Raw genomic sequence first — 17068 nt, forward strand, 5'->3', positions numbered from 1 at the left:
GGCCGGTGATGGTAAAGACGTCTTCGACGGCCATGAGGAAGGGCTTTTCGATGTCGCGGGCAGGCTGGGGAATGAAGGTGTCGACCGCCTCCATGAGCTCCCAGATCGCTCCTTTGGCATCCTCATCGCCCTCAAGGGCCTTGAGGGCCGAGCCCTTGATGACCGGCGTGTCGTCACCGGGAAACTCGTACTCGGAGAGCAGCTCGCGGACCTCGAGCTCGACGAGCTCAAGGAGCTCAGGATCGTCGACCATGTCGACTTTGTTGAGGAACACGACGATGTGGGGCACCCCGACCTGGCGGGCGAGCAGGATGTGCTCGCGGGTCTGGGGCATCGGGCCGTCGGCGGCAGACACGACAAGGATCGCGCCGTCCATCTGGGCCGCGCCGGTGATCATGTTCTTGACGTAGTCGGCGTGGCCGGGGCAGTCGACGTGCGCGTAGTGGCGGTTCTCGCTTTCGTACTCCACGTGGGCGATGGCGATGGTGATGCCGCGCTCGCGCTCCTCGGGGGCCTTATCGATCTGGTCGAACGGGGTGAAGTCCGCAAGGCCCTTCTCGGCCAGCGTCTTGGTGATCGCGGCGGTCAGGGTGGTCTTGCCGTGGTCGACGTGACCGATGGTGCCGATGTTGACGTGCGGCTTGGTACGCTCGAACTTCTTCTTCGCCATGAGTCTCCTCCTTACGGGACATCTCCGACGGCACCGTTTCCTCAACTGGTATCAACCGTCTTTGAAGTATCTTTTCCGAACCGCCTCTCGCATGATCACAAATGTTCAAACGCGGGCCTCGAGAGCCGCGCGTGTACTGCCGTGGTAGCGGTGACTGGATTCGAACCAGTGACTCCACGGGTATGAACCGTGTGCTCTAACCGCTGAGCTACACCGCCGTAACGGCCCCCGCGAACGGCGGCCGGGATACTGCTGGAGCCCACAACCGGATTTGAACCGGTGACCTCTTCCTTACCAAGGAAGTGCTCTGCCGACTGAGCTATGTGGGCACGAATAATTGGAAGGCACGGCGCACCCCCCGTCGCGTGGTCATGTGGTGGGGGCGCCAGGATTCGAACCTGGGTAGGCGTAGCCAACGGGTTTACAGCCCGTCCCCTTTAGCCACTCGGGCACACCCCCACATAAAAAAACGACCGCTCTCTGCACTTATCAAGTTGCATGCCGACACTTCTACCGGCTCGAAGGCAAAGGGATAGTACTCCAACGGTTCTTCAAGTGTCAACGACGACAACGCCACCGGGCGTCGCCACTTTCGCAGACGTGACCGCCTCTATCGTTCACAATACGGGCGGCCGCACTCGATCAGCAGAGTGCGCAAAGTCCGGACGGTTTTACGCCGTCCGGACTTTGCGCACTTGTGGAGCTGGCGGAGGGAGTCGAACCCACAACCTACTGCTTACAAGGCAGTTGCTCTGCCATTGAGCTACGCCAGCGCGGGCACCATTGTAGTTGCGCTCACGCGTGGGCGCCACCCGCTCGAGTACCTTTTATTCTGAGGCGTTACGCCCGCACACACTGTCCCCGCGCAAATCCGTTTAACACGCCCGGCAGCGGATGAGCTGCGTCTCCATCTTGCGCTTCACCCTCTGAAGCGCGTTGTCGACAGCTTTCACGCTCCTGCCGAGGCGCCGGGCGATCTCACAGTATGAGGCGCCGTCCATATAGCTTCGCAAGACATCTGATTCGAACGGTGAAAGCGAGCCGATAAATCCCGTACGGATGAACTCGGCCTCCCATGCCGAGATGACGATCTCGGCCGGATCGCACACCTCTCTCGCGGCGAGGATGTCCTCGAACAAACGCTCACCCTGGCATCGCGTACCCACCGTCCCGTGCAAGGAGACATATCCGTTGAGAGGTGCGTGCTTCTGGCGAGTCGCCGTCTTGATCGCCGTGATCATCTGACGAGTGACACACAAGTCCGCAAACGACCGGAACGAGGAGTCCCTCCCTGGATCGTAATCACGTATCGCTTTGAAGAGCCCTACCATGCCTTCCTGGATGACATCGTCCCGATCGCCCCCGGCGATGAAGTAGGACCGGGCTTTGCACCGGACGAGCGCCCGGTACTTGCGCAACAAGACCAGTGAAGCGAGGTCGTCACCGGCTTGTGCCGCCCTGACAAGGACGGCATCCGTCCGCGGTGCTTTCCAGCGCCCGCGCACAACTCCCCCGTACCCGTTCATCGCGACACACCTTCCGTACAGTCCCGGCTGTCGTGAAGGACATGGAGCGCTCTGCCGAACGCTCTCCTACCATGACGATAACGAAGCATTCAGGTTAGTCAAGATAGTGAAACGAGTCACGTGTCCCGGTCCCGAACCGGCCAGCACGCCGGATGCGCCGCGGACTCTACCGATGGCCTCGCGACCATCGCGATAGGCGCTCCCGTACCTCGGGCTCGATCCGCTCTGACACCGTCGAGCGCATCGAGCCCGATGGGTTGAACTCGGCAGAATCCTCGCGCACCCGGTGCACCTCCTCAATGAACGCGCTCGACGGCATCCGGGTGATCCCCGCTCCCATCACCGACCACTGAGTCTGGGTGTCAGAGGACACCACAACCGCCTTCTCACCCGCGCCGCGAGCCTCGAGAGCAAGCCGTTCGATGACCGTGTCCGCGTCCACACCAGACGCCGAGAAGATCACGTCGACCCCGGCAACCTGGTGAACCACCCCGTCTGAATACGGGTTGCCCGCTCCGTCGAATACGACTATCGCGCGGTACTCGCCGTGCGCGAAGGCGGCGACATCGGCGACAAGGCGCGTGCGGGCGCTGTCTGGATCGGCGGCGAACAGCGTCTCATACGCCCCGCCTGCATGCCGGATCACGTTGTAGCCGTCAACAATCAGTACGTCCCGCTTCTTCACGGCGACTCGGTCCCCCGGCGCACCCACTCGAACGCGAGAACAGCCGTGGCCTGAGCTACGTTGAGCGAAGCGACCTGGCCAACGACAGGAATCCGTACCAGGAAGTCACACGAACGTTCCACAAGGCGGGAAAGCCCGTGCCCCTCGGCACCTACCACGAGCGCGATCCGTCCGTCGAGCGGGGCGTCCCACAAAGCGGCGGCCGCTTTTTCGGATGCGCCGGCGACCCAGTACTCCGCCTCTTTGAGTGTCTCGATGGCGCGCACGATGTTGGGTTCTCGCGCAACCGGCAGATACGAGAGCGCGCCCGCCGATGTCTTGTGGGCCACCGCGCCCACCCCCGCCGAGCGGGCCTTAGGCACGATAAGCCCAGCCGCGCCCGCCACCTCAGCGGAGCGGGCGATCGCCCCGAGGTTTCCCTCGTCGGTGATATGGTCGAGGAGTACGATCAAAGAGCGCGGCCGTCCACCGTGCCTCAACACAATCTCGGCGAGGGGCGTGTACACGTATGGAGCGATCTGGGCGATGACGCCCTGGTGTGCGCCTCGCGCGCTCCTCTCATCGAGCGCGTGTTTCGGCACGGTAGCCACCGGCACACCGCGGTCCGCGGCAAGCCGCTCGATGTCTCCGATACTCTCCCCCTCCGCAGTTCGTGCAAGGAGGATTCTCTCTATCGCTGCCCCAGCTCGCAACGCCTCACGGACGGCGTTGCGTCCTTCGATGAATTCGCTCACTCCGCTCACCCGCTGGGGGAGAGAGATACCCGCGCCCCGGACGGCGTGTCTTCTACCGAGATGCCGAGTCCGGCCAGACCGTCACGCACGGCGTCGGCCGCAGCCCAGTTACGCTCGGTACGCGCCGCGGCCCGGGCTGCCAACAGGGCGTCGACGGCCGCTGTGGCGTCGTCACCCGCATACCCGGCGAGCTGGCGCGCGAGCGCCACGACCTCTCGCGGATAGCCTCGCTCGGCGGGTGCGGTGACTTCGAGGCCGAGCGCCCCGAGGCACTCGGTGAGCACGTCTTCGACACCGGCGAGAGCGATCAGATCGGCTGCGGTGCGCCCATTCTCCGAGACCGCGAGAAACGTATTCGCCGCCCGCACGAGCTCGAACAGCGCGCCAAGAGCGCCGGCGGTGTTGAAGTCGTCGTCCATCTCGGCGATGAAGGCCGTCCGTGCCGTCTCGACCGCCTCATCGAGACGGATCCTGTGCTCGCTGTCCCGGTCTCCCATTGCCGGAGTAGTCCCGCGCGCCCACCGGATGTTTCGGATGAGGGTCGTGATGCGCTCGTATGCAACGCTTGTCTCGTCGAGCCGTTCGGACGAGAAGTCGAGCGGACTTCGGTAGTGCGTCTGGAGCATGAGCATGCGAATGACTGGAGCTGAGTGGCGTTCAAGCGCGTCGCGCACGAGCATGAAGTTGCCAAGCGACTTGCTCATCTTCTCGGCGTTGATCTGAAGCAAGCCGCCGTGAAGCCAGTACCTGGCAAACGGCTCGCCTGTCGCCGCCTCGGACTGCGCGATCTCGTTCTCATGGTGCGGAAAGATGAGGTCGGACGCCCCTCCGTGGATGTCGAAGGTCACTCCGAGCTCCTGTTCGCTCATGACAGAGCACTCGAGGTGCCACCCTGGACGTCCCTCGCCCCACGGACTCGACCAGTGCGGCTCCCCATGCTTCGCCGCTTTCCACAGAGCGAAGTCGAGCGGATCCCGCTTGCGCTCGTCGACATCGACCCGCGCCCCTGCGCGCATCTCATCGACGTCACGCCCGGAGAGCCTACCGTAACCCTCAAAGGAACGCACTGAGAAGTACACGTCGCCATCGACCGTGTATGCGTGGCCGCGCTCTATGAGGCGCTCGGCCATCTCGATCATTTCGGGAATCGTTTCCGTGGCACGCGGCTGAGCGGTTGGCCGTTTGATGCCGAGGCGCCTCATCGCGTCGAGGAACGCCTCCGTGTAGAAGCGGGCGACCTCTTCAGCCGTGATCCCCTCCTCGGCGGCTCGGGCGATGATCTTGTCGTCGATATCGGTGATGTTCTGAACGAACGTCACCTCGTAGCCCCGCCACTCAAGGTAGCGGCGTATGGTGTCGAACGTGAGGAAGGTGCGGGCATTGCCGATATGGATGTGGTTGTACACGGTCGGCCCGCAGACGTACATCGAGACGCTCCCCTTCTCACGGGGGATGAACTCCTCCTTCTCGCGGAGTAAGGTGTTATAGACGCGGATCGTCATACGATGACTCCTCGCTCGCTCGGGATGCGCCGTGACTCGCTGACGGGAACCGTTCTTCGCCGCACACCGCGCGCTCCGCGCCCTCGGTGCCCTCGGTGTCCAGGCGGGCCTCCAGGCGATCGATACGCCGCTGAAGGCAGCGGAACATCTCGACGACCGGGTCGGGCAGATCCTCGTGGTGCAGGTCGACCGCGTCAACACGCCGCCCCTCGCGAACAACGACGCGGCCAGGAATACCCACCACGGTGCAGTTGGGCGGGACGTCGTGCACCACGACGGCACCGCCACCCACGCGGCTACCGCGCCCTATGGTAATGTCGCCGAGAACCGCGGCGCCGACGCCGACCACCACGCAGTCCTCGAGCGTGGGATGACGCTTGCCTCGCTCCTTGCCCGTCCCGCCGAGGGTGACGCCCTGATAGAGTGTCACGTCCTCGCCGATCACCGAAGTCTCGCCTATGACCACGCCCATACCGTGGTCGATGAAGAACCCCCTGCCGATAGCCGCTCCGGGATGTATCTCGATCCCGGTGAAGAAACGCGCCTGCTGGGAGAGCCAGCGGGCGAGCCCCTTCCTGCCGTGCCTCCACAGCCAGTTGGTACCGCGGTACCACCACACGGCATGCACTCCTGGGTAGTTGAGCAACACGCTCCACGTGGACATTGCCGCGGGATCGCGTTCTTTGACCGCTCGTATGTCATCTCGAAGCCGCTCAAACACGGCGCCTCCTGGAAGTGTCGCGAAAACCTGTCCGGCGCAACGGTGCGCTACGCCCGCACCGCACACGGTATCACGTCACCCGCGCACCTGGGAGGGAGCGTCTGCCCGAACGAGGAGCACGACCGCGTATGCGGCCACCCCCTCTTCGCGCCCTGTGAATCCGAGTCCCTCTGTCGTCGTCGCCTTCACGCCCACCGACGCCACGTCCACGCCGAGCGCCGCAGCCAGATTCTCACGCATCCGCTGACGGTACGGCGCCACCTTTGGCAGTTGGAGAACGAGGGTGGTATCGGCGTCGAGGACCCGCCAGCCCCGCTCGGCGAGAAGTCGAGCCACGTGGCCCAGAAGGTCCACGCTTCGCACGCCGGCATATGCGGGGTCGGTATCGGGAAAGTGCTCGCCGAGATCACCTTCGCGCATCGCCGACAGGATCGCGTCCGTCAGCGCATGGGTGAGGACGTCAGCGTCGGAGTGGCCCGCCAGCCCCGCTTCGTGGGGCACCTCGACCCCTCCAAGAATGAGCGGGCGCGCCTCGCTGAACGCGTGGACATCGTATCCGATTCCTACCCTCATGTTCGACCCTCTTCGCTACGTGCGGCCAGAAGCGCCTCGGCAAGTGCGAGGTCGGATGCGACCGTGACCTTGATGTTGTCGCGTGGGCCCTCGATGACGCCCACTGCGCCCCCTGAAGCCTCCACCAATCCAGCATCATCGGTGGCGACTCGACCCGTACGCGCGGCCTCATGATACGCGCGGCGCAGCGCCGGCGCGCGAAACAGTTGCGGGGTCTGCGCGATCCAATACTCCGAGCGGTCAGGGGTCCCGATGACGACGCCGTCCCTCACATGTTTGAGCGTGTCGAACGATGGGTGCCCGACCACGACTCCGTCAAGGTGGCTCCTCGCCTCAAGATGCCGACGCGCCGCCGAGAGACTCTCAGCGGTTACGAGCGGACGGGCGCCGTCGTGCACGGCGACATAACCGATCTCTTCCGGCACCATGCCAAGACCGGACATGACGGAGTCTTGCCGCCTCTTTCCGCCGAGCGCGAACTCCACGCGCACCACATTCGTTTCAGCACCCAATAGCGCGGTGCGATACTCGTCCTCACGGCCAGCGGGCACGACGACGACCGCGAGCGCCACGTCACGAGACTCACAGCACCTCTCCACCGTGTGAGAAAGAAGCGGACGGCCAGCGAGCATGGCGAGCTGCTTGCCCCCCGCGCTTCCGAAGCGCTCACCCGACCCGCTAGCGACGATCACGACAGCCGTGTCGCGATCACTCGTCCCCATCGCCGCCACCCGAGATCGCCACGAACCGGGCGAATGCCATGCGGCCCGCGGACGTCTGAAGAACGGACGTCACTTCGGTCTCTATCGTAGTGCCGATGTGTCCGCTCCCGTCAGCCACCACAACCATCGTGCCATCCTCGAGATACCCGACTCCTTGGGACGCCTCTTTGCCCTCGCGCACGATCGCCAGCCGAAGGCGCTCCCCCGGCAGGTGCGTCGGTTTGACCGCTGTGGCGACCTCGTTCAAGTTGATCACCGCAACACCCTCCGCTCGCGCTACGTCGGTGAGATTGTGGTCGACCGTCACCACGACGGCGCCCATCTCCGACGCGAGCCTCACGAGCTTTCCGTCGACTTCGGGGATCTCGGGGTAATCGGCCTCGAACAGCTCGATCGCGCCGTCGCCGGAGGAAGCCTTCCTGGCGAGGAAGTCGAGACCGCGCCGCCCCCGTCCGCGCTTGATGTCGTCGGCTGAGTCGGCCAGCGTGTGTAGTTCAGCGAGGACGAAGCGTGGAACACGGATATCGCCATCGATGACGCCGAGTGCGCGCAGGGCGAGGAACCTGCCGTCTATGATGGCGCTCGTATCGAGAAGTATGGGCCGAGCGGACGCGGGCACGGCGTCGCGAGTTCCGAAGGTAAGACCCGGCATGACGCGCGCCAAGTCTCCGCTTTTCAGCAGAGCGATCCTCACGCCGAGGTGACCGGTCATCGCCAAAAGCGCGATGAGCGAGAGGACCGCGAGCCACGATGGCTCGATGAGCCGCAGGGGAAGCCCTACGAGCCACCCGATCACGAGTCCGACGAGCAACCCGACCGTCCCCAAGATGATCTCTCCCGATGATGTGTCGTGGAGGCGCGCCTCGGCTTGCCCGAACGCGGTCGAGAACTCCCGGCCAAAGATGCTTCCCAGCAAATAGCCGATCGACACACCGAGCACAAGGAATATGAACACGGCGAAATACTGCGGGTAGCCGATCTGTTCGGTCCAGTCGATCAGACGCGACGTGAGAAACCCACCGAGCGCCCCGGCTGTCATGAAGACGAACCGTGTGATGAGGACGATCACCTGTTGCCGTACCTCCGAACCTGCTCATGTATCCGGCCGAGACCCTCTCGTATCGCCACCGCGCGCCTCGCGCCGATGCCGTCCACTTCATCAAGCTCATCAGCGGAGGCGGCCAAAACGCGCTGAAGGGTCCCGTACCTCTCGGCAAGCCGGTTCACGACTGACACCGGCAGCATCGGGATACGGCGCATGACTCTCAACCCGCGAGGCCGCAGGTGATCATCCGCGGAGTGCGTCTCCTCCGCCAACCCCAGGGCCCGGGCGATCACCGAAGGCTCAAGAAGCTGTTCTGTGGGGAGAGCGGAGATGTGAGTGCGCACCGAGGCGATTTTGCGCGGAGCGCCATCGTAAACATAGTCGCGCAGGACGAGGAAGTACTCGTCGTCTACGGTCGCGCTCAGCTCCTCGGCCTGCATCTGAACCAGACGTCCTTCTATGCCAAGCTCGGCGATGTAGCGCCCGACTTCGGTGCGCGTTCGCCGCACGAGTTCAAACCGCCCGATCACCTCGGTGACATCACCGAGTGTGACTAGATCTTCGAACTCAAGGCCGGTGAGGCGGTCAAGCGTGTCGTCGAGCCGACTGCGATAGCGCTGCAGCGTCTGTAACGCTTGGTCCGCTTTAGCGAGAAGCATCTCAATCTGATCAAGGATGACGCGCTCGCCGCGCAGATAGAGACTAACCACCTCTCGCCGCTGTGAAATCGAGATGACCAGCGCGTCAGTCTGTCGACTGATGCGCTCCGCGGTGCGGTGGCGCATACCAGTCTCCCGGGTGGGCAATCCAGGGTCAGGGACGAGGTGCACGTTCGCTTTGATGATTCGCCTGCACTCGCCGTCGAGGATGATGGCCCCATCCATCTTGGCAAGTTCGAAGAGGCGTTGCGGAGCGAACGGAGTATCGATGTCAAACCCTCCGTTGCAAAGCGGTTCGACCTGCGCCTCGTCACCGATTACGATAAGCGCCCCCGTCCGGGCCGCGATAATGTAATCGAGTCCCTCCCGCAGTGACGTGCCCGGCGCCACCTTCTTCAGCTCAGAACGCAGGCTGTGCTCGTGCGGCTCCACGTACCCTCCTTCGAACCAGCCCGGGACGCGCGAGCAAGCGCGCGGGAGACGCAAGTATCAGCTTCTATCTGCGATTCTGCCAGAGATCGACTCATGCCGCCACGTGCATACCCCGTCATCCCACAAGCCGGGCGATATCCCCAACCGCGGAGACCTGGGAGAGACGTGCGCCGCTGGGAACTTGAACGGCCGCCGGCATGGAGGCGACTATGGTCGTGAGGCCCTGCCGTGCCGCCTCTCGCGCTCTCACAGATGCATGCGACGCTCGACGCACCCCGCCGGTAAGGGCGACCTCACCGAACGCTACGACATCGAGCGGAACCGCACGGTCCGCCAGCGCCGAAACAAGCGCGATCGCAAGCGGCAGATCCACCGCGGGCTCTGTCACACGGACTCCACCCGCGAGCGACACATACACGTCGTGTCCGGCGAACGACACGCCCGCCCGGCGCTCGAGCACCGCAACGGTCTGGAGCAGTCGGCCAACGCCGACCCCGGTGGCGAGACGCCGGGGCACCGGCTGGTACGTGGGGGTCACGAGCGCCTGCACTTCAACAAGTAGCGGCCGAGAGCCCTCCATCGTCGCCATCACGACCGAGCCGGGCACCGCAGATCCGCGCTCTCCCAGCAGTAACGCTGAAGGGTCATCGACAGCGATGAGGCCCTTCTCGGACATCTCGAAGATCCCGATCTCTGAAACCGGCCCGAACCTGTTCTTGACCGCCCGTATCATCCGCAGCGCTTGGTCGCGATCACCTTCGAAATACAGCACTGTGTCTACCATGTGTTCTAATACGCGCGGTCCGGCAATCGCGCCCTCCTTGGTGACGTGACCGACAATCACCGTAGTCACGTCGAGATCCTTCGCGATACGCATGAGACGCGCTGTTGTCGCCCGGACCTGGCCCACACTGCCGGGAGCCCCCGCGAGATCAGGGTCAAACGCGGTCTGCACCGAGTCGATCACGAGCAGCGCGGGCTTCTCAGCCCTGACCGCCTCCTCGACCGCGCGTATGTCGGTCTCCGCCACGAGATCGATGCGGTCCGCCACAGCCCCAGTCCGTCGCGCACGCATACCCACCTGCGAGGGCGACTCTTCACCACACGCATAGAGCACCGGACCCGTGGTTCGCGCTACAAACGCCGCAACCTGAAGCAGCAGTGTTGACTTGCCCACACCCGGCTCTCCGCCGAGAAGAACAAGCGAGCCCGCGACCAGCCCTCCGCCAAGCACGCGATCGAGCTCCGCGATCCCTGTAGAGTCCCGGCGTGCGTCGGAGTCGTGGACCTGAGTAAGTGGAACGCGTACGGGAACCTTGGAACGCGCGACACGTGACGAGAGCTCAGCTGCCTCCTCGACGAAGGTGTTGAACTCGCCGCAATCAGGGCAACGACCGAGCCACTTGGGTGCACTCGAGCCGCACGTCTGACATCTCCATACCGTCCGGACGCGAGCCAACCGCTACGCCCCCGTCACGCCACCTGCGGCGCTCCCTCGACGGCGTGGCGCCTTGGCCGCGCGCGGCATGAGCGGCGTGGAACCACCCTCGGGTACCACGCGCTCCGAAACCGCCGGAGCGCGGCCCTCGCCTTTACGAAACGCGATCTCACCCTCTTGGACAACGACTTCGATCACGTCACCACTGCTCCACTGTGCCGCGAGCAGCTGCTCTGAGAGCGGATCCTCGACGAACCGCTGTATGGCCCGGCGGAGCGGACGCGCTCCGAGCGCGGGATCGTACCCTTCGCGGGCGAGATGCGTGCGCGCGTCAGCGGCAAGGGATATCCCCATACCGTGCGCAACGAGCTGTTCGCGGAGCCGGTCGAACATGAGATCGACGATCTGTTCGATCTCTTCGTGCGAAAGATCGTGGAAGACAATCGTTTCGTCGACACGATTGAGGAACTCGGGCCTGAAGATCTTCTTGAGCTCACCGGTGACACGCTCCTTGAGGTCCTCATAGGAAAGTCCCGCGCCACCGCTCGTCGAGAACCCAAGCTTCTGGCCTTTGACGATGTCGCGCGCGCCGATGTTGCTCGTCATGATGATGATGCAGTTCTTGAAATCGACACGCCGTCCCTGGGCATCGGTGAGCCGTCCTTCCTCAAGAATCTGAAGAAGGATGTTGAACACGTCATGGTGCGCCTTCTCGACTTCATCAAAGAGCACAACCGAGTACGGACGGCGCCTGACGAGCTCGGTGAGCTGTCCTCCCTCATCGAAGCCAACGTACCCGGGAGGTGACCCTATGAGGCGCGAAACGGTGTGTTTTTCCATGTACTCCGACATGTCGAGCTGGATGAGCGCCTCCTCGCTCCCGAACAGGAACGCCGCAAGCGCCTTTGAGAGTTCAGTCTTTCCAACCCCAGACGGGCCGAGGAAGATGAAGGATCCAGCCGGACGGCGAGGATCCTTGAGGCCCGCGCGAGCGCGCCGGATCGCCCTGCTGACTGCCACGACGGCTTCATCTTGACCGACAAGCCGCTCGTGCAGTGACGCCTCCATCCGCAGGAGTTTCTCTGTCTCTTCCTCCGTCAACGCGGAGACGGGCACGCCCGTCCACACGCTTACGACATCGGCGATTTCGCACTCAGTCACCTCGACGAGCCTACGGCTCTCCGGCTTGAGCCACTCCTGTTCCATCTCGCGCTTCTCCGCGATGATGCGCTTCTCCCCGTCGCGCAGCGACGCGGCTTTCTCGAACTCCTGCGCCTCGATCGCGGCTTCCTTCTCGGCGCGCACTCGACGCAGGCGGTCCTCGATCTCCCGTACTCCGGGAGGCGCCGTCATCATCTTGATACGCATCTTCGAACCGGCCTCGTCAATGAGATCGATGGCCTTGTCGGGCAGGAAACGATCTGAGATGTACCGGTCGGCGAGAACCGCGGCCGCCTCAACCGCGGCATCTGTGATGCTGACGCGGTGGTGCGCCTCGTAACGGTCACGCAAACCGAACAGGATCTGAACGGTCTCAGCGACGCTCGGCTCGCCTACCATGATCGGCTGGAATCGCCGCTCGAGCGCCGGGTCCCTCTCGACGTACTTGCGGTACTCGTCTAGCGTGGTCGCGCCGATGGTCTGCAACTCGCCACGGGCGAGCGCTGGCTTGATGATGCTCGCGGCATCGATAGCGCCCTCAGCGGCGCCGGCGCCCACAAGCGTGTGCATCTCATCGACGAACAATATGATGTCGCCGCGTTCACGAATCTCCTTCATCACCTTCTTGAGGCGGTCCTCGAACTCCCCGCGATACTTGCTCCCAGCGACGAGCGCTGCCAGATCGAGTGTGTAGAGCTGCCGGTCCTTGATGGTTTCCGGCACCTGATCGTGCACGATCGCCTGCGCGAGTCCTTCCGCCACCGCGGTCTTCCCAACCCCGGGCTCGCCGATGAGGACCGGGTTGTTCTTGGTGCGCCGCGAGAGGATCTGCATTACGCGTTCGATCTCAGCCATCCGTCCGATGACCGGATCGAGCTTGCCCTCACTCGCCGCGCGGGTGAGGTTCCTGCCAAACTCATCGAGCAGCGAGCCACTCCCCCTGCCGCCGCGCTCCTCGGCAGGCTCAGTCTGCTTGCCGTAGTGGCCGGAAAGCAGCTGGATAACAGCCGAGCGGACCTTGTCCAGATCAGCGCCGAGATTGAGCAGCACTTGCGCCGCGACGCCCTCTCCCTCACGGATGAGGCCGAGGAGCATGTGTTCGGTCCCGATGTAGTTGTGGCCGAGCTGCAGCGCCTCGCGGAGGGAGAGCTCGAGCACCTTCTTTGCACGCGGTGTGAACGGGATGTGGCCCGTGGGAACAAACGTGCCCCTGCCGATGAGGTCCTCTACTTGCGCGTGGACATCCTCAAGTGAGATGCCGAGACTTTCTAGCGCCTTAGCGGCGATACCGTCTTGTTCCCGAATCAGTCCCAGCAACAAGTGCTCGGTTCCGATGTAGTTCTGGTTGAGCATGCGCGCTTCTTCCTGGGCGTAGACTACAACCCTGCGCGCCTTCTCTGTGAACCGCTCGAACATAGTGAAGCGCTCCCTCTGTCGGTGTGTCGCCGCGACGCGGCGAGGCCCCCATGCCACTAGTATACCCGCCTACCCTGACACGCGGGGTCATATGATGGTGGAAGCAAGGCGAGTGCCAGTAAAATCTGAGTCTTTGACACTCACATCCGGCGGGGCGAGAACTTCACGCCTCCGGGCGCATATGGGGAAAGAGCAGCACATCTCGGATGGAGGCGCTGCCGGTGAGCAACATCACGAGCCGGTCGATCCCTATACCGAGCCCTCCGCATGGAGGCATGCCGTACTCCATGGCGCGCAGGTAGTCTTCGTCGTGCCCCATCGCTTCCGCATCGCCATCCGCCTGTGCGGCGCTCTGCGCGAGAAAACGTTCGCGCTGATCGACCGGGTCGATGAGCTCGGAGAAAGCGTTTGCGATCTCTCGGCCGGTGATGATCAGCTCAAAACGTTCGGTGAGTCCTGGCTCACCAGGCTTCTTGCGGGCCAGCGGCGACGTCTCAAGCGGGTAGTCGGTGACAAAGAGCGGCCCAGTGATCGTGTGTTCCGCAATCTTCTCGAAAAGCTCGGCGATGAGCTTGCCTGGACCCCATCCGTCTTCGACTGGAACGCCGTGCTTCGCACAGTACGCGGCGAGCTCATCGCGGCTCCGCGCAAACGAGATGTCCTCACCCGCCGCCTCACTCGTGAGCTCGATCATCGTCCGGCGTGGCCACGGCGGGGTCAGGTCGAGCGAGACCCCCTGGTACGCGATTTGACAGCTACCGAGGACCTCCTCGGCAACCGTGGAGATGAGGCGCTCGGTGAGTTCCATCATCCCCTCGAGACCGGTGTAGGCCTGATACGCCTCCAACATCGTGAACTCGGGGTTGTGTCGCGGGCTCATCCCTTCGTTGCGAAAGCTCCGGTTGACCTCGTAGACGCGCTCAAATCCGCCAACAAGCAGCCGCTTCAGATACAGCTCGGGCGCGATGCGCAAGTAGAGTTCCATGTCGAGCGCATTGTGGTGCGTGGTGAACGGCCGCGCCGTGGCGCCGCCCGGTATGGGATGCAACATCGGTGTCTCGACTTCGAGAAACCCGCGCCCGTCCATGAACCGTCTGATCGCTGAGATAATCTTGAATCGCGTCTCGAAAACCGTGCGGACCTCCGGGTTCGCGATCAAGTCGACGTAGCGCTGACGGTAGCGGGTCTCTGTGTCGGTCAGCCCGTGATACTTCTCAGGCAACGGACGGAGAGACTTCGAGAGGAGTTCGACGGAGGACGGCGAGACCGATAGCTCACCCCTGCGCGTCTTCATGACTTCGCCGGTCGCACCTATCCAGTCCCCGAGATCGAGATCGCGTATCGCCGAGAACTCTTCCTCGCCGAGCACGTTCGCGCGACAGAACAGCTGGAGGTCTCCGGTCGCGTCACGGATTACAAGGAAGGCGACCTTACCCTGGTCGCGACGGGCCACGAGTCGGCCCGCGACCGCGACGCGCTCGCCTGTCTCAGAACCCGGATCGAGATCTGCGAATCGCGAGGACAGCTCGCCGGCTCGCCCGGTCACGTCGAAGGATCTGCGGTACGGCTCGGCACCGCTCGCGCGCAACAAATCGAGCTTGGCCCGTCTTACCGCGAAGACGTCCTCCTGCCTCCCAGCCGAGTCGGAGTCTCCGCCGGGGTTGCCGCCCGGTGTGCCGTAAGCCTTCTCGTCGGGAGTCATAGCCGCTATCGAGAGATCTTCTTGATCACGTACTCAAGCTCGCGGCCCGACGGAGTCGAGACTGTGACGCTTTGCCCTTTCTTGGCGCCCATGATTGCCTGCCCAACGGGGGACTCGTTCGAAATGCGGTCGTGGGCTGGGTCGGCCTCAGCCGAGCCGACCAGCTTGTATGCGTGGACGTGCCCGGTCTCCACGTCTCGAAGCTCTACCGTGCACCCAATGCACACGCGATCAGCCTTCACCGGGGCGTCAACCACCGTGGCGTTGGCGAGAAGCATGCTTATCTCGGCGATACGTCCCTCGACCCAGGCCTGCTCGTTCTTGGCGTCATCGTACTCCGAGTTTTCGGAGATGTCGCCAAACTCCTTAGCCTCTTTGATCCGTTCGCCAACTTCTCTTCGGCGCACGGTCTCAAGGCGTCTCAGCTCGTCTTCGAGGCGGACCTGACCTTCCGGGGTGAGTACGACTTCCTTGTGCATCGAATGCGCGCTCCGTACTTCTCGGTTACCATCCGCACGCGGCGGTCCTGGTTTCTCCTAGCGTGACGGGCTGCCCGTGTTTGGACAGCCCGCGGAAATGTCCCCGAAAGTATAGCGCATCGTTTGACGCGCGCAAGCGGGTCCCTTCACGCTCCCCTAAGTGGCATAAATGGTCACGCCAGCGCCGGTCTTCCGCCTCTGTAGCAAGCCCGTCAAAGCCCAGGTCGCCCTAGGCGTCGTTATCGCGGGCTTTGGCATCCGGCGACTCGGCCTTCTTTTCGGCCTTAGCGGTTGTTACCTCGTCCTCGTCGTCGGTCGCGTCCGCTTTGCCATCCACACCGTCACGGATGGCCTTCATCGTCTTGCCGATCGACTTGCCGAGCTGGGGAAGCCTGCTCGGGCCGAACAGCAACAACACGACCACGAGAATGATCACCCACTCCATGCCGCCCGGAAGACCAGGGAAAAACGCCATTGTGTTCAACTCCTCGATTCAGTGTTCTAAGCCTTCGCACATATCGCGTCGACCAGATGACCCGTCAAGCCGCAAGGATATCACTCTGCCACTGAGCCTGCCATCGACTCAGCCTGCGAGAGGTAGTAAAGGGTATGGAGGAGCTCGCGCACCGGATCGGTGTTGTGAAGTGTCACATGCGCGGGAACGCTGATCATCGCAGACGAGTAGTTGAGGATCACCAGCACGCCCGCTGAAACGAGCCGCGCAGCAACTTCCTGAGCCGATTTCGCTGGCACCGCGATGACTCCGATCCGGACCGCCTGTTCGCGAACGGTTCGCTCGAGATCCGTGACGTCCCGCACGATGTAGTCGCCCACACGCGCGCCAATCTTTGCGGGGTCGTCGTCGAACACTCCCACGATGGTGAAACCGCGCGCGCGCAGACCGTCGTACGCAGCGATGGCGGAACCCAGATGGCCGGCACCTACAAGCACCAGCCTGTGCGCGTGGTCGGAACCGAGAATCGCCTGTATGCGCTCTATCAGCGTGAGGACGTCATAGCCGACTCCGCGCTTCCCGAACTGCCCGAAGTGTGTGAGGTCGCGGCGAATCTGCGCGGGGTTGATGTCGGTGACCTCGCCCAATCTGGCCGAGGAGACAGTCTCCGAACCCTGTGCTCGCAGTTGCAGGAGAACGCTCAGATACGCGGGTAAGCGCTCTATGACACCCTGCGGAATACGCTCGGACCGTACGCTCGACATACCTGTCCCTCAGATTGGCTTGACGCCTATATCGTAACAATAGTTACAATTAATGCGCAAGTGGTGGGTGGGGCTGGAGCGCGAAATCAGATCGAAGCTCTCCTGACACGCGAGACGACATCCGCCCTTGTCACGATTCCCACGACCCGCCCCTCGTCCACTACGAGCAACGCCCCGGTCGACTCGCCAGAAAGCCGCTGCAGAATCGATTCGACCGGTGCTCGCGAATCCACGACGAGACGGCCGAGGTCGCGATCAGCGACATCCACAGCACGAGTCACCGGCCACTCGTCACGAGGTACCTTTTTGGCGTCGCTGAGCGACACGATTCCCACAACCGCACCGTCGATCTCGACTGGATAGCGGGAGTGTCGGCCGCCGAGGA

Annotated in this window: 17 protein-coding genes and 4 tRNA genes; all 21 read right to left on the bottom strand. The window is 63.4% G+C overall.

The genetic code is table 11. From position 1 onward, the window contains the following. Positions 1 to 670 (bottom strand): GTP-binding protein (locus KGZ40_03820; GenBank protein ID MBS3956646.1); only part of this gene is annotated, 670 nt, incomplete at its 3' end. Between the two features lie 142 nt (positions 671 to 812). Next, positions 813 to 888 (bottom strand) — tRNA-Met (locus KGZ40_03825). A 35-nt stretch (positions 889 to 923) separates the two neighbouring features. After that, a tRNA-Thr gene (locus KGZ40_03830) sits at positions 924 to 999 on the bottom strand. Between the two features lie 45 nt (positions 1000 to 1044). Beyond that, positions 1045 to 1129: transfer RNA gene (locus KGZ40_03835), tRNA-Tyr, on the bottom strand. A 239-nt stretch (positions 1130 to 1368) separates the two neighbouring features. Further along, positions 1369 to 1443, bottom strand: a tRNA-Thr gene (locus tag KGZ40_03840). A 102-nt stretch (positions 1444 to 1545) separates the two neighbouring features. After that, the gene (sigH, locus tag KGZ40_03845; protein ID MBS3956647.1) at positions 1546 to 2196 is read right to left on the bottom strand and encodes an RNA polymerase sporulation sigma factor SigH; all 651 of its coding nucleotides are present in this window, start codon (positions 2194 to 2196) and stop codon (positions 1546 to 1548) included. Positions 2197 to 2362: 166 nt separating this feature from the next. Then, entirely contained in the window at positions 2363 to 2881 is a 519-nt protein-coding gene (locus KGZ40_03850; protein MBS3956648.1) for an NYN domain-containing protein, read from the bottom strand. Next, a complete protein-coding gene (gene rlmB, locus KGZ40_03855; GenBank protein MBS3956649.1) occupies positions 2878 to 3615 on the bottom strand; it encodes a 23S rRNA (guanosine(2251)-2'-O)-methyltransferase RlmB in 738 nt (245 codons plus the stop codon). Before rlmB ends, KGZ40_03850 begins: the two co-directional genes overlap by 4 nt. Before the next feature lie 5 nt (positions 3616 to 3620). Then, on the bottom strand, positions 3621 to 5117 hold the full coding sequence (gene cysS / locus KGZ40_03860; GenBank protein ID MBS3956650.1) for a cysteine--tRNA ligase: 1497 nt from the start codon (positions 5115 to 5117) through the stop codon (positions 3621 to 3623). Next, positions 5098 to 5838 carry a serine O-acetyltransferase gene (gene cysE / locus KGZ40_03865; protein ID MBS3956651.1) on the bottom strand — a complete coding sequence of 247 codons (741 nt, stop codon included), beginning with the start codon at positions 5836 to 5838 and terminating at the stop codon, positions 5098 to 5100. The genes cysS and cysE overlap by 20 nt, the downstream gene beginning before the upstream one ends. Positions 5839 to 5913: 75 nt before the next feature. Then, on the bottom strand, positions 5914 to 6411 hold the full coding sequence (locus KGZ40_03870) for a 2-C-methyl-D-erythritol 2,4-cyclodiphosphate synthase (GenBank protein MBS3956652.1): 498 nt from the start codon (positions 6409 to 6411) through the stop codon (positions 5914 to 5916). After that, positions 6408 to 7133, bottom strand: coding sequence for a 2-C-methyl-D-erythritol 4-phosphate cytidylyltransferase (gene ispD, locus KGZ40_03875; protein ID MBS3956653.1), 726 nt, complete (start codon positions 7131 to 7133; stop codon positions 6408 to 6410). Before ispD ends, KGZ40_03870 begins: the two co-directional genes overlap by 4 nt. Continuing rightward, positions 7120 to 8202, bottom strand: coding sequence for a hypothetical protein (locus KGZ40_03880; GenBank protein ID MBS3956654.1), 1083 nt, complete (start codon positions 8200 to 8202; stop codon positions 7120 to 7122). The genes ispD and KGZ40_03880 overlap by 14 nt, the downstream gene beginning before the upstream one ends. Continuing rightward, positions 8199 to 9269 (bottom strand): DNA integrity scanning diadenylate cyclase DisA, encoded by a 1071-nt coding sequence (gene disA / locus KGZ40_03885; GenBank protein MBS3956655.1) that lies wholly within the window; start codon positions 9267 to 9269, stop codon positions 8199 to 8201. Before disA ends, KGZ40_03880 begins: the two co-directional genes overlap by 4 nt. A 115-nt stretch (positions 9270 to 9384) precedes the next feature. Next, positions 9385 to 10728, bottom strand: a complete 1344-nt coding sequence (gene radA / locus KGZ40_03890; protein ID MBS3956656.1) for a DNA repair protein RadA — start codon at positions 10726 to 10728, stop codon at positions 9385 to 9387. Positions 10729 to 10731: 3 nt separating this feature from the next. Next, positions 10732 to 13284: an ATP-dependent Clp protease ATP-binding subunit gene (locus KGZ40_03895; GenBank protein MBS3956657.1), complete on the bottom strand. Its 2553-nt coding sequence runs from the start codon at positions 13282 to 13284 to the stop codon at positions 10732 to 10734. Positions 13285 to 13447: 163 nt separating this feature from the next. Then, a complete protein-coding gene (lysS, locus tag KGZ40_03900) occupies positions 13448 to 14986 on the bottom strand; it encodes a lysine--tRNA ligase (protein MBS3956658.1) in 1539 nt (512 codons plus the stop codon). Positions 14987 to 14991: 5 nt separating this feature from the next. After that, positions 14992 to 15465 carry a transcription elongation factor GreA gene (gene greA, locus KGZ40_03905; GenBank protein ID MBS3956659.1) on the bottom strand — a complete coding sequence of 158 codons (474 nt, stop codon included), beginning with the start codon at positions 15463 to 15465 and terminating at the stop codon, positions 14992 to 14994. Between the two features lie 229 nt (positions 15466 to 15694). After that, the gene (gene tatA, locus KGZ40_03910; protein ID MBS3956660.1) at positions 15695 to 15910 is read right to left on the bottom strand and encodes a twin-arginine translocase TatA/TatE family subunit; all 216 of its coding nucleotides are present in this window, start codon (positions 15908 to 15910) and stop codon (positions 15695 to 15697) included. 110 nt (positions 15911 to 16020) lie between these two features. Beyond that, positions 16021 to 16683 carry a redox-sensing transcriptional repressor Rex gene (locus tag KGZ40_03915; protein ID MBS3956661.1) on the bottom strand — a complete coding sequence of 221 codons (663 nt, stop codon included), beginning with the start codon at positions 16681 to 16683 and terminating at the stop codon, positions 16021 to 16023. 86 nt (positions 16684 to 16769) lie between these two features. After that, positions 16770 to 17068 (bottom strand): CBS domain-containing protein (locus KGZ40_03920; protein MBS3956662.1); only part of this gene is annotated, 299 nt, incomplete at its 5' end.

The sequence above is a fragment of the Clostridiales bacterium genome (assembly GCA_018333995.1).
GTDB lineage: Bacteria > Actinomycetota > Coriobacteriia > Anaerosomatales > SLCP01 > JAGXSG01.

Bases quoted from the DNA above. Each gene is read 5' to 3' on its own strand.
- sigH (MBS3956647.1), bottom strand. From the start codon at position 2,196: ATGAACGGGTACGGGGGAGTTGTGCGCGGGCGCTGGAAAGCACCGCGG.
- cysS (MBS3956650.1), bottom strand. From the start codon at position 5,117: ATGACGATCCGCGTCTATAACACCTTACTCCGCGAGAAGGAGGAGTTC.
- KGZ40_03870 (MBS3956652.1), bottom strand. From the start codon at position 6,411: ATGAGGGTAGGAATCGGATACGATGTCCACGCGTTCAGCGAGGCGCGC.
- ispD (MBS3956653.1), bottom strand. From the start codon at position 7,133: ATGGGGACGAGTGATCGCGACACGGCTGTCGTGATCGTCGCTAGCGGG.
- KGZ40_03895 (MBS3956657.1), bottom strand. From the start codon at position 13,284: ATGTTCGAGCGGTTCACAGAGAAGGCGCGCAGGGTTGTAGTCTACGCC.
- lysS (MBS3956658.1), bottom strand. From the start codon at position 14,986: ATGACTCCCGACGAGAAGGCTTACGGCACACCGGGCGGCAACCCCGGC.
- greA (MBS3956659.1), bottom strand. From the start codon at position 15,465: ATGCACAAGGAAGTCGTACTCACCCCGGAAGGTCAGGTCCGCCTCGAA.
- tatA (MBS3956660.1), bottom strand. From the start codon at position 15,910: ATGGAGTGGGTGATCATTCTCGTGGTCGTGTTGTTGCTGTTCGGCCCG.
- KGZ40_03915 (MBS3956661.1), bottom strand. From the start codon at position 16,683: ATGTCGAGCGTACGGTCCGAGCGTATTCCGCAGGGTGTCATAGAGCGC.